A 12,688-nucleotide genomic window follows, 5' to 3' on the forward strand; every position below is an offset into this window, starting at 1 on the left:
GGGTCGGGGGACGTGACAACATGCGGTCATGTCCTCCGTACCGACCGATCTCTTCCCGCACCCGATCGTGCAGGCGCCGATGGCGGGCGGTGTCGCCGTTCCTCCGCTGGCCGCCGCCGTGTCCGAGGCGGGCGGGCTCGGTTTCCTGGCCGCCGGGTACAAGACCGCGGACGGGATGTACCAGGAGATCAAGCAGCTGCGGGGACTGACGTCCAGGCCGTTCGGGGTCAACCTCTTCCTGCCCCAGCCGGAGACCGCCGACCCCGCCGCCGTCGGTGTCTACGCCCACCAGCTCGCCGGTGAGGCCACCTGGTACGAGACGGAGCTCGGCGATCCCGACAGCGGACGCGACGACGGCTACGACGCCAAGCTCGCCGTGCTGCTGGACAACCCGGTACCGGTGGTGTCGTTCCACTTCGGTGTGCCGAGCCGCGAGGTGCTGGACTCGCTGCGCCGGGCCGGCACCTACACCCTGGTCACCGCCACGACGGCGGAGGAGGCCAGGGCCGTGGAGCGGGCCGGCGCGGACGCGGTGATCGCGCAGGGCGTCGAGGCCGGCGGCCACCAGGGAACCCACCAGGACGTCCCGGAGGCGGACGGGTCCGGCGTCGGACTGCTCTCCCTCGTCGCCCAGGTCCGTGAGGCCGTCGGCATCCCCGTCGTCGCCGCCGGGGGCATCATGCGCGGCGGCCAGATCGCCGCCGTCCTCGCGGCCGGTGCCGCCGCGGCCCAGCTCGGCACGGCCTTCGTCGCCGCCCACGAGTCCGGTGCGCACGCGCTGCACAAGCAGGCCCTCACCAGCCCCCTGTACGTCCGCACCGAGCTGACCCGGGCCTTCTCCGGCCGTCCCGCCCGCGCCCTGGTCAACCGCTTCCTGCGCGAGCACGGCCCGTACGCGCCCGCCGCCTACCCGGACGTCCACCATCTCACCGCGCCACTGCGCAAGGCCGCCGCGAAGGCCGGTGACGCGCAGGGCATGGCGCTGTGGGCGGGCCAGGGCCACCGGATGGCCCGCGAGCTGCCCGCCGGGCAGCTGGTGGAGCTGCTGGTCGCCGAACTCGCCGCCGCCCGGACGGAGTTCTCGGCGGGGGGCGCCCGATGACCGCGCCGGTGTTCGTCGTCGACCGCTTCGACGACCGGGGTGAGGGCCGTCATGTGCTCGACGGACCCGAGGGACGGCACGCCGTCTCCGTGAAGCGGCTGCGGCCCGGTGAGGGCGTCGTCCTCACCGACGGGGCCGGCCGCTGGGCCGAGGGCGAGGTCGAGGCCACCGAGGGCAAGGACCGGCTCATCGTGCGGCTCGGCCACGTCGTGGAGGAGCCCGAGGAGTCGCCCCGGCTGACGGTGGTCCAGGCCCTGCCCAAGGGGGACCGGGGCGAACTGGCCGTGGAGACGATGACCGAGGTCGGCGTCGACGCGATCGTGCCGTGGGCGGCGTCCCGGTGCATCACGCAGTGGAAGGGCGAGCGCGGTCTGAAGGCCCTCGGCAAGTGGCGGGCGACGGCGCGGGAGGCCGGCAAGCAGTCCCGGCGGGTGCGCTTCCCCGAGGTCGCGGACGCCGCGACGAGCAAGCAGGTTGCGTCACTTCTGGCCGGAGCGGGGTTCGCCGCCGTGCTGCACGAGAGCGGTACGGAGGCGCTCGCGACCGCCGAACTGCCCGCCTCCGGGGACATCGTGCTGGTCGTGGGGCCCGAAGGCGGGGTGTCGCCCGAGGAGTTGGAGCTGTTCGAACGGGCCGGTGCGAAGCCCTACCGGCTGGGCCGCAGTGTCCTGCGTACCTCCACCGCCGGCACGGCCGCCGCGGCGCTGCTGCTCGGGCGCACCGGCCGCTGGTCCTGACCGGGGGTTCCTTCGCCCCCGCCGCCCCTTCCCGTCCCGGTCCGGGGGCTTCGCCCCCGGACCCCCTTCCGGCCCCGAACCGGGCCTCGTCCTCGAACGCCGGACGGGCCGGCCGGCCCTCCGGTGTGCGAAGGGCCGGGGGCGCGAGGCGTATGTGGCCGTATGCGCTCTACCGTCCCACCGGTGGCGGTGGCAGTCTGCCGTGCATGGGGGCGTTGAACAGGATTCCGCGCATCGCACTCGCCGTGGGCTTCGCCGTGGCCGCCGTCGGCGGGCTCACCGCGTGCGAGGGCGGCGGCCTCGGCTCCACGGCCGTCGCCTTCACCACCGACGAGGCGGTGACCGACGAGCTCAACCGCAGGAAGGCCGACGTCCGTTGGCTCACCTGCACCGCGTCCTTCGGGGAGCGCAAGGGCCCGACGCCGTCGGCGAAGGAGAACACCGTCGCCTCCGTCGACTGCGAGGGCGAGACCCAGGACGGCAAGGAGATCACCGTCATCGGCCAGGTCACCCACGCCGTCAACGGCGCCTGCGTGCGCGGGAACATCACCGCGAAGGTGGGCGGGAAGCAGGTGTTCCGCGTCGACGGCCTCGGCGACTGCGACGACAAGAGCCCGCCCCGCGTGGGCGAACCGACCGGCCGCGGCCCGGACCCCACCGTCACGGTGACCGTCACGACGACCGTGTGGTGCGACCAGTACCCGTCCTGTCGCCCCGTCGAGGGCAAGTGATCGGAACCCCTGTCCAGGACCGCCCGGCCTGCATAGGGTGACCGGGTGACACAGCCCGCATCGGTCGCATCCGCCGCTTACCTCCGGTTCCCGCATCTGCACGGCGAGTTGGTCGCCTTCACCGCCGAGGACGACGTGTGGCTCGCCCCGCTCGACGGCGGCCGCGCCTGGCGGGTCAGTGCCGACAACGTGCCGGTGAACCACCCGCGCGTCTCGCCCGACGGCACCACCGTCGCCTGGACCTCCACCCGCGACGGCGCCCCCGAGGTGCACGTCGCGCCCGTCGACGGAGGACGCGCCCGCCGCCTGACCCACTGGGGCAGCCTCAGGACCCAGGTGCGCGGCTGGACCGCCGACGGGCGGGTCCTCGCGGTCAGCGCCCACGGCCAGGCGAGCCTGCGCCGTAGCTGGGCCCGTGCCGTCCCGCTCGACGGCGGCCCGGCGGCCACCCTGCCGTACGGGCCCGTCGGCGACGTCGCCCAGGGCCCGCACACCGTGCTGCTGTCCGCGCCGATGGGCCGTGAGGCCGCCTGGTGGAAGCGCTACCGGGGCGGCACCGCGGGCAAGCTGTGGATCGACCGCGAGGGCGACGGCGAGTTCGTCCGGCTGCACGAGGACCTCGACGGGAACATCGAGTACCCGCTGTGGGCGGGGGGCCGCATCGCGTTCCTCTCCGACCACGAGGGCACCGGCGCCCTGTACTCCTCCCTGGCCGACGGATCCGACCTCAGGCGCCACACGCCCCTCGACGGCTTCTACGCCCGGCACGCCGCCACCGACGGCACCCGGGTCGTCTACTCCAGCGCCGGTGAGCTGTGGCTCCTGGACGACCTGGACGGGGCCGAGCCGCGCCGGCTCGACCTCCGGCTCGGCGGACAGCGCGTGGACCTCCAGCCGTTCCCGGTGAACGCCGCCCACTGGTTCGGTTCCGCGTCGCCCGACCACACCGCGCGCGGCAGCGCCGTCTGCGTGCGCGGCACCGTCCACTGGGTCACCCACCGCTCCGGTCCGGCCCGCGCGCTCGCCGCGACACCGGGCGTACGGGCCCGGCGCCCGCGCGCCTTCCGCGCGGACGGCGAGGAATGGGTGGTGTGGGTGACCGACGCCGAGGGCGACGACGCCCTGGAGTTCGCCCCCGCCACCGGACTCGCCCCCGGCGCCACCCCGCGCCGCATCGCCGCCGGACAGCTCGGCCGGGTCGTGGAGCTGGCCATGGCACCCGACGGCAGCCGTGCCGCGGTCGCCTCGCACGACGGGCGTCTCCTCCTCGTCGAGCGCGAGACCGGCGAGGTCCGCGAGGTCGACCGCAGCGAGGACGGCGACGTCTCCGGGCTGGTCTTCTCACCCGACTCCGCCTGGCTCGCCTGGTCCCACCCCGGCCCGCGCCCGCTCAGCCAGCTCCGCCTCGCCAACACCACCGACCTGTCGGTCACCGAGGCGACCCCGCTGCGCTTCCAGGACTACGCGCCCGCCTTCACCCTCGACGGCAAGCACCTGGCGTTCCTGTCGAGCCGCTCCTTCGACCCGGTCTACGACGAGCACGTCTTCGACCTGGCCTTCGTCGAGGGCGTACGGCCCTACCTGATCACCCTCGCGGCGACCACCCCGTCGCCGTTCGGGCCGCAGCGGCACGGCCGGCCCTTCGAGACACCCGACCGGGACGAGACGCCCGACAGCGAGGGCACCCCCGCCACCCGGATCGACCTCGACGGTCTCGCCGACCGCATCGTGCCGTTCCCCGTCGAGGCCGCCCGCTACACCGGCCTGCGCGCCGCCAAGGACGGGGTGCTGTGGCTGCGGCACCCGGTGCGGGGCGTGCTCGGCGCGTCCAGGGCCACGCCCGACGACCCGGACCCCAAGACCGACCTGGAGCGCTACGACCTCGTCCAGCAGCGCCTGGAGCACCTGGCCGTGGACGCCGACGACTTCGAGGTCAGCGGCGACGGCAAACGGGTGCTGCTGTGGACCGACGGACGGCTGAAGGTCGTCCCCAGCGACCGGCGCGCCTCCGGTGACGAGGAGAGCGACACCAACATCACCGTCGACCTCGGGCGGGTCCGTCAGTTCGTCGACCCGGCCGTCGAGTGGCGGCAGATGTTCGACGAGAACGGCCGCATCATGCGGGACAACTTCTGGCGTCCCGACATGAGCGGTGTCGACTGGGACGGCGTGCTCGACCGGTACCGGCCGGTGCTCGACCGGCTGGCCACCCACGACGACCTGGTGGACCTGCTGTGGGAGGTGCACGGGGAGCTCGGCACCTCGCACGCGTACGTCACCCCGCGCGGCGGGTTCGGCGGCGGGGCGCGGCAGGGACTGCTCGGGGCGGACATCTCCCGGCACGAGGACGGCAGCTGGCGGGTGGACCGGGTCCTTCCCGCGGAGACCTCCGACCCGGACGCCCGCTCGCCGCTCGCCGCGCCGGGCGTCGCCGTACGGGCCGGGGACGCGATCGTCGCCGTCGCGGGGCGGGCGGTCGACCCGGTGACCGGGCCCGCGCCGCTGCTGGTGGGGACGGCGGGCAAGCCGGTGGAGCTGACCGTGTCGCCCGCGGGCGGCGGTGACCCGCGGCACGCGGTCGTCGTGCCGATCGCCGACGAGGAGCCGTTGCGGTACCACGCCTGGGTCGCCGACCGGCGGGCGTACGTGCTCGAGAGGTCCGGCGGACGGCTGGGCTACATCCACGTGCCGGACATGCAGGCCCCCGGATGGGCGCAGATCCACCGGGACCTGCGGGTGGAGGTGCTGCGCGAGGGGCTGATCGTGGACGTGCGGGAGAACCGGGGCGGTCACACCTCGCAGCTGGTGGTGGAGAAGCTGGCCCGGCGGATCGTGGGATGGGACCTGCCGCGGGGCATGCGGGCGGAGAGCTATCCGCGGGACGCCCCCCGGGGGCCGGTGGTGGCGGTCGCCAACGAGTTCTCCGGGTCCGACGGGGACATCGTGAACGCGGCGATCCGGGCGCTGGGCATCGGACCGGTGGTCGGCACCCGCACGTGGGGCGGCGTCATCGGGATCGACAGCCGGTACCGGCTGGTCGACGGGACGTCGGTGACGCAGCCCAAGTACGCCTTCTGGCTGGAGGGGTACGGGTGGGGCGTGGAGAACCACGGGGTGGACCCGGACGTGGAGGTGGTGCAGCGGCCGCAGGACCACGCGGCGGGGCGCGACCCGCAGCTGGACGAGGCGGTGCGGCTGGCGCTGGAGGCGCTGGAGTCGACGCCGGCGAAGGTCCCGCCCGCGTTGCCGTGAGGCCGGGGCGGGCACCCGTGCCCGTGGAGGCCCGGGCGTGGATACCATGCCCGGGTAGGTGATCGTCACGTCGAGGAGGGCGTATGGCTGGGGAGCCTCAGGACGACTGTCTGTTCTGCAAGATCGTTGAGGGGAGCGTCCCGGCGACGATCGTGCGGGAGACGGAGACGACCGTCGCGTTCCGGGACATCAACCCCCAGGCGCCCACGCACGTGCTGGTGATCCCGAAGGCGCACCACAGGGACGCCGCCGCGCTCGCCGCCGAGGCGCCCGCGCTCGCCGCCGACGTGCTGCGCGAGACGCAGACCGTCGCGGACGAGGAAAAGCTGGACAGCTACCGCATCGTCTTCAACACCGGCAGCGGCGCCGGACAGACCGTCTGGCACGCGCACGCCCACGTGCTGGGCGGCCGCGGCCTCGCGTGGCCCCCCGGCTAGGCCGCCTTGTCCGTACGTGAACTGGTGGTGCTGGGCACCGCCAGCCAGGTCCCCACCCGGCACCGCAACCACAACGGCTACCTGCTGCGCTGGGACGGCGAGGGCATCCTGTTCGACCCCGGCGAGGGCACGCAGCGCCAGATGCTGCGCGCCGGGGTCGCCGCCCACGACCTGAACCGGATCTGCGTCACCCACTTCCACGGCGACCACTCCCTCGGGCTGGCCGGAGTGATCCAGCGCGTCAACCTCGACAAGGTGCCGCACGAGGTCACCGCCCACTACCCGCGCTCCGGGCAGCGTTTTTTCGAGCGTCTGCGGTACGCGACCGCCTACCGCGAGACCGTCACCCTCACCGAGGCCCCCGTCGACGCCGACGGCCCCCTCGCCCGCACCCCCGGCTACACGCTGGAGGCACGCCGGCTCTCCCACCCCGTCGAGGCGTACGGATACCGGCTGGTCGAGCCGGACGGCCGGCGCATGCTGCCCGGTCGGCTGGCCGCGCACGGCATCACGGGGCCGGACGTCGGCCGTCTCCAGCGCGAGGGCTCGCTGGACGGGGTCACGCTGGAGGAGGTCAGCGAGGTGCGGCGCGGGCAGCGGTTCGCGTTCGTCATGGACACCCGGCTCTGCGACGGGGTGTACGCGCTCGCCGAGGGCTGCGACATGCTCGTCATCGAGTCGACGTTCCTCGACGAGGACGAGGCACTGGCCGTCGAGTTCGGCCACCTGACCGCCGGGCAGGCGGCCCGGGTGGCGCGGGAGGCGGGCGTACGGCATCTCGTCCTCACCCACTTCAGCCAGCGCTACACCGACCCGGAGGAGTTCGAGCGGCAGGCGCGGGCGGCCGGGTACGAGGGCGAGCTGACCGTGGCGCGGGATCTTGAACGGGTGGCGCTTCCGAAGCGTCGGTGACACGGCCGTACGATTGTTTGATGCCCGTACCGAAAGCCGAACTTCACCTTCACATCGAAGGCACGCTGGAGCCCGAGCTCGCCTTCGCCCTCGCCGCGCGCAACGGCGTCGAACTCCCTTACGCCGACACCGAGGCGCTCCGCGAGGCGTACCGCTTCGAGGACCTCCAGTCCTTCCTGAACCTGTACTACGAGCTGATGGCGGTGCTGCGCACCGAGCGGGACTTCGAGGACCTCGCCGACGCCTACCTCGTCCGCGCCGCCGCGCAGGGCGTGCGGCACGCGGAGATCTTCTTCGACCCGCAGGCGCACCTCGCGCGGGGCGTCGGCATGGAGACGGTGGTCGAGGGGCTGTGGCGGGCGCTGGGCAGGAGCGAGCGGACGCACGGTGTGTCCACCCGGCTGATCATGTGCTTCCTGCGGGACGAGTCCGCGGAGTCGGCCCTGGCCACGCTGGACGCCGCGAAGCCGTACCTGGACCGGATCACCGGCGTCGGACTCGACTCGGCCGAGGTCGGGCATCCGCCGGTGAAGTTCCGCGAGGTGTACGAGGCCGCCGCCGCGCTGGGGCTGCGGCGCGTGGCGCACGCCGGTGAGGAGGGGCCGCCGGAGTACATCACCGAGGCGCTGGACGTGCTCGGGGTGGAGCGGGTCGACCACGGGCTGCGCTGCGTGGAGGACCTGGCGCTGGTGGAGCGGCTGGTGCGGGAGCGGGTCCCGCTGACGCTGTGCCCGCTGTCCAACGTGCGGCTGCGCACGGTCGACACCCTCGCCGGTCATCCGCTGCCCGCGATGCTCGACGCGGGGCTGATGTGCACGGTCAACTCCGACGACCCGGCCTACTTCGGCGGGTACGCGGGCGACAACTTCGACGCGGTGCGCGAGACGCTGGGGCTGTCCCCGGAGCGGCTCCGCGAGCTGGCCCGCAACTCCTTCCTCGCCTCCTTCCTGGAGGACGACGAGGAACTGCGGGCGCGGTACCTCGCCGAGGTGGAGGCGTACGACTTCGGCTGACGCACCCGCCGTGTCGCCGTGCCCGCGCGGGAACACGGCGGCACGTCCGTGTCAGGGAGCCCCCGGTGCCCGGGTGGCCGCCGCCGTGTCGTAGGCGCGCTGGGCCGGGGCGGGGGTGCCGTCCAGGGGGATCTCCACCACCGGCTGTTCGGGCGCGCCGACCTCCGGCACGACACCCGAGGGGGTGCCGGTCGCGGCGGCCACCAGTGCCGCGGGGTGCCCGCCCCGGCGGCGGACCGCTCCCGGCAGCAGCGGGCGTCCGCCGGTGTGCAGCGCGACCGCCGTCATCGGCAGCGCGACCAGCAGCAGACCGACCCCCAGCACCGCGCCCATCACCGGGAACCCGGCCTGCGCGGACAGCACGCTGCCGGTGAGCGGGCCCGCCGCCGTACCCAGGGCGGACGCCGAGCCGACCAGTACGGCCCAGCGACCGCGCGGGTCCAGCGAGGCGGCGAGGCCGATCAGGTACGACAGCACCACCGGGTAGATCGTGTTCCAGGCGATCTCGCCCGCCGCGAAAGTGCCCAGCCCGGTCGCCGAGGCGCTGAGCGCGATGCAGCCCGCGATGACGACGGTGCCGCCGCCGATGGGCAGCGCGCGGCCGAGCCGCGAGCCCAGCGCGCCCGCGCCGAGGACGCCCAGCAGACCGGCGCCGAGAGCCACCGCGAAGACGACGCCCACGGTCGGTTCGGACAGGTGTGCCTGGCTGACACCGATGCGTCCGCTCACGCCCCACAGGGCGTTCTGGGCGAGCGACCACAGCAGCATGGCGCCGGCCAGCACCATTCCCGAACGCCGGTGCGGCAGGCGGGAGGCGGCCCGGTCGGGCCCGCTGGGGCGGGGGCCGGGGGTGCCGGCGGGCAGCCGCGCGGTCAGCGGCCAGACGGCCAGCGCCGTGAGGGCGATGGCGGCCAGGGTCAGTCCGTGGCCCGGCAGGTGGGGCACCGTCAGGTACACCAGGCCCGCCAGCGCGGAGACGCTGAGCAGGCCGAGCGTGGAGGCCCGGTGCGGGTCCCGTTCGGCGGCGATCCGGGTGGCGGCGACCGTGGTGGCCGTACCGGAGCCGAAGCCGCCGATCACCGCGCCGGCGACGACGGCCGGTACGGCGCTGGTGAGGGTGGCCCCGCCGTAGCCGACGACGGCGAGGACGAGACCCAGCCGGGCCAGCGCCCGCGCCCCCACGCGTTCCACGCGGGAGGCCAGCAGGAAACCGGCGGTGGCGGAGCTCAGCAGCAGGGCGCTGCCGACGGCCCCGGCCTGGGTGGCGGAGAGGCCGAGCCCGCGTTCCAGCCGGCCGACGGTGGTCGGCAGCAGATAGGGGGCGAGGTACCCGGCCGTGAAAAGGGCGACGAGGGGCCAGGGCGTGGTGCGAGGGGCGAACACGGGCGTTCCCAGGGCATGCGAAAGGGACGGTGCGTAAAGCAAGGAAGGGGAGCGACGACCGTCGACCGACAGGAGCGCGCGGGCAATTTGTATCAAGCCGGGGGAGGGCAACGGGAGGGCGCCCGATGTGATCTACATCACTTAGTGGTTTGGCTCCTCGGCAGTGCGGGTAGCCGCGTCGGCCGTCACCGCCGAAACGTGCCGTCACCTGCGGCGACCCCGGCCTCGGTTGTCGGCCGGACCCACCGTCCCGGGCGACGATCCGCATCCGCGTTCCACCGGCGGCCGGGCCATCCGTGGCACCCGCACGTAAGTGTGCGGCAGCCCTGTCCCGGCGCGTCGGCCGGCTCCCGGAAGCGGGTCGCGCCATTGACGCCCGCGATTCGCCTACCTAGCCTGCATTCCCCTACGTGAACAGCCGTCGAGATCCAGGACCGCGCACGACCCCTTGGGAGCCGCACCGTGAACCGCGATCTGACCATCACGGACATCCGCCTGACGCCGGTCCTCGTCGCCGACCCGCCCCTGCTCAACACCCAGGGCGTCCACCAGCCCCACACCCCCCGCCTGATCGTGGAGGTGGTCACCGCCGACGGGAGCACCGGACTCGGCGAGACCTACGGCGACACCAAGTACCTGGAACTGGCCCGGCCGCTCGCGGACCGGCTGACCGGCCGCCGCGCCGACGACCTCAACCGGCTGTTCTCCGAGGCCGGCCGGACCGCCGTCGACGCCTCCCGGATCTCCGGCCGGGTCGACGCGGGCGGACTGCGCGGCGTGCAGACCGCCGACAAGCTGCGCCTGTCCGTGCTCTCCGCCTTCGAGGTCGCCTGCCTCGACGCCCTCGGCAAGAGCCTCGGCCTGCCCGTGCACACGCTGCTCGGCGGCAAGGTGCGCGACACCGTCGAGTACAGCGCCTACCTCTTCTACCGGCGGGCGCACCACCCCGAGGGCGTCACCGCGCAGGAGGACGACTGGGGCGCCGCCCTCGACCCGGCCGGAGTCGTCGAGCAGGCCCGCCGGTTCAAGGAGCGGTACGGGTTCACGTCCTTCAAGCTCAAGGGCGGCGTCTTCCCGCCGGACGAGGAGATCGCCGCCGTCCGCGCCCTCGCCGACGCCTTCCCCGGCCACCCCCTGCGCCTCGACCCCAACGGCGCCTGGTCCGTGGAGACCTCACTGAAGGTCGCCGGGGAACTCGGAAGCCTCCTGGAGTACCTGGAGGACCCCACCCTCGGCACCCCCGGCATGGCCGAGGTCGCCGCCCGCGCCGGGGTGCCGCTCGCCACCAACATGTGCGTGACGACGTTCGCCGAGATCGAGGAGGCCTTCACCCGGAACGCCGTGCAGATCGTCCTCTCCGACCACCACTACTGGGGCGGACTGCGCAACACCCAGCACCTCGCCGCGATCTGCCGCACCTTCGGCGTGGGCGTCTCCATGCACTCCAACACGCACCTGGGGATCAGCCTCGCCGCGATGACCCACGTGGCGGCCACCGTGCCCGGTCTGCGCCACGCCTGCGACTCCCACTACCCCTGGCAGTCGGAGGACGTCCTCACCGAGCGGCTCCGCTTCGACGACGGCGCCGTGCGGGTCTCCGACGCCCCCGGCCTCGGCGTGGAACTCGACCGCGACCGGCTCGCCCTCCTCCACCGGCGATGGCTCGACGACGACGGCTCGCTGCGGGACCGCGACGACGCGGCGGCGATGCGGGTCACCGACCCGGACTGGACCACCCCGCCGATGCCGCGCTGGTGACCCGCCCGGGGCGCCCGGAGCGACGGCCGTCCCGTCGCCGGTGGTGTGGTGCACACTGGCCTGATCCGCACCATGTCAGGGAGCGCACCGTGATGGCGTCCACCGGGAAGGCACGCGACGAGGGAGCCGGCCGACCGTCCCCGCTCGACCCCCTCGCCGCCCTGCGCACACCTCACGACCCGCCCTGGGACGTGTACCTCACCGGCACGGTCTTCCTCGACATCGTCTTCACCGGCCTCGACTCCGCGCCGGTGCGCGGGACCGAGTCCTGGGCACGCGGGATGGGGTCGAGCCCCGGCGGCGTCGCCAACATGGCCACCGCCCTGGCCCGGCTCGGCCTGCGCACCTCCCTCGCGGCGGCCTTCGGCAGCGACCACTACGGCGAGTACTGCTGGGACACGCTGGAGCAGGGCGAGGGCATCGACCTCTCCCCCTCGCGCACCGTGCCCGGCTGGCACTCGCCGGTCACCGTCTCCATGGCGTACGAGGGCGAGCGCACGATGGTCTCCCACGGCCACGAACCGCCCCCGGAGGAACCGGCACCCGACTGCCCGCCGCGCGCGCGGGCCGCCGTCGCCTCCCTCACACCCGGACGCGGCGCGCCCTGGATCGCCCAGGCCGCGCGCAAGGGGGCGAGGATCTTCGGCGACGTCGGCTGGGACGACAGCGGGGCGTGGGACCTCGCCGGACTGCCCGACCTGCGGCACTGCGAGGCGTTCCTGCCGAACGCGGACGAGGCCATGCGGTACACCGGCACGGACTGCCCGCGCGCCGCCGCGCACGCCCTGACCGAGCACGTGCCGGTCGCGGTGGTCACCCTGGGCGCGCAGGGCGCGTACGCGGTGGACCGGCGCACCGGCGAGACGGCTTCGGTGCCGGCGATCGAGGTGGAGGCGCTGGACCCGACCGGGGCCGGGGACGTGTTCGTGGCCGGGTTCGTCACGGGCAGCCTGGCGGGGTGGCCGCTGGCCGACCGGCTCGCCTTCGCGGGGCTCACGGCGGCGCTGTCCGTCCAGGAGTTCGGGGGGTCGCTGTCGGCACCGGGGTGGGCGGAGATCGGGGCGTGGTGGCGCAGGGTGCAGTCGGTCGAGGGGCAGGACCCCTCGGCGCTGCGGCGGTACGCGTTCCTCGCCGGCCTGGTGTCGGAGGAACTCGTGCGGCCGTGGCCGCTGCGGCGGGCGGTGCCGACGATCGGCTTCCGCCGGTCGGCCTGACGCCCCGGGCGCCGCCGCCGTACCGGCGCCGCGGCGGCGAGGCCGTACGAAAAGTCCTACGGGCTTGTCGGTCCTGCGTCGTACCCTGGGAATCGCGAGGCCGCCCTCCGGTGCGCGGCCCTGACGAGGAGGACCAGCAGGCCTACAGA

At 74.3% G+C, this 12,688-nt stretch carries 10 protein-coding genes; 9 read left to right on the forward strand and 1 reads right to left on the reverse strand.

Annotated elements, in window-relative coordinates; genetic code table 11:
• The first annotated feature begins 28 nt into the window (after positions 1-28).
• From IE172_RS02110 to IE172_RS02140, 7 genes are all read left to right on the forward strand, one after another.
• Positions 29-1,102 (forward strand): nitronate monooxygenase, encoded by a 1,074-nt coding sequence (locus IE172_RS02110; protein ID WP_190095294.1) that lies wholly within the window; start codon positions 29-31, stop codon positions 1,100-1,102.
• Positions 1,099-1,839: a 16S rRNA (uracil(1498)-N(3))-methyltransferase gene (locus tag IE172_RS02115; RefSeq protein WP_190095295.1), complete on the forward strand. Its 741-nt coding sequence runs from the start codon at positions 1,099-1,101 to the stop codon at positions 1,837-1,839. The genes IE172_RS02110 and IE172_RS02115 overlap by 4 nt, the downstream gene beginning before the upstream one ends.
• Before the next feature lie 206 nt (positions 1,840-2,045).
• The gene (locus IE172_RS02120; protein ID WP_190095296.1) at positions 2,046-2,570 is read left to right on the forward strand and encodes a hypothetical protein; all 525 of its coding nucleotides are present in this window, start codon (positions 2,046-2,048) and stop codon (positions 2,568-2,570) included.
• Between the two features lie 45 nt (positions 2,571-2,615).
• A complete protein-coding gene (locus IE172_RS02125; RefSeq protein ID WP_190095297.1) occupies positions 2,616-5,822 on the forward strand; it encodes a S41 family peptidase in 3,207 nt (1,068 codons plus the stop codon).
• 83 nt (positions 5,823-5,905) lie between these two features.
• On the forward strand, positions 5,906-6,259 hold the full coding sequence (locus tag IE172_RS02130; RefSeq protein ID WP_190095298.1) for a histidine triad nucleotide-binding protein: 354 nt from the start codon (positions 5,906-5,908) through the stop codon (positions 6,257-6,259).
• Between the two features lie 6 nt (positions 6,260-6,265).
• Positions 6,266-7,171, forward strand: a complete 906-nt coding sequence (locus IE172_RS02135; RefSeq protein WP_190095299.1) for a ribonuclease Z — start codon at positions 6,266-6,268, stop codon at positions 7,169-7,171.
• Between the two features lie 20 nt (positions 7,172-7,191).
• Positions 7,192-8,184 carry an adenosine deaminase gene (locus IE172_RS02140; RefSeq protein WP_190095300.1) on the forward strand — a complete coding sequence of 331 codons (993 nt, stop codon included), beginning with the start codon at positions 7,192-7,194 and terminating at the stop codon, positions 8,182-8,184.
• Between the two features lie 51 nt (positions 8,185-8,235).
• On the opposite strand, the gene IE172_RS02145 is transcribed toward IE172_RS02140, so the two are convergent.
• Positions 8,236-9,567, reverse strand: a complete 1,332-nt coding sequence (locus IE172_RS02145; protein WP_190095301.1) for an MFS transporter — start codon at positions 9,565-9,567, stop codon at positions 8,236-8,238.
• A 462-nt stretch (positions 9,568-10,029) separates the two neighbouring features.
• On the opposite strand from IE172_RS02145, the gene IE172_RS02150 reads away from it, so the two are divergent.
• Complete coding sequence (locus IE172_RS02150; RefSeq protein ID WP_190095302.1) at positions 10,030-11,325, forward strand: glucarate dehydratase family protein; 1,296 nt, start codon at positions 10,030-10,032, stop codon at positions 11,323-11,325.
• A 92-nt stretch (positions 11,326-11,417) separates the two neighbouring features.
• The gene (locus tag IE172_RS02155; protein ID WP_190095303.1) at positions 11,418-12,539 is read left to right on the forward strand and encodes a carbohydrate kinase family protein; all 1,122 of its coding nucleotides are present in this window, start codon (positions 11,418-11,420) and stop codon (positions 12,537-12,539) included.
• The last annotated feature ends 149 nt before the right edge of the window (positions 12,540-12,688 follow it).

The sequence above is a fragment of the Streptomyces griseoflavus genome, from assembly GCF_014649995.1.
Lineage (GTDB): Bacteria > Actinomycetota > Actinomycetes > Streptomycetales > Streptomycetaceae > Streptomyces > Streptomyces griseoflavus.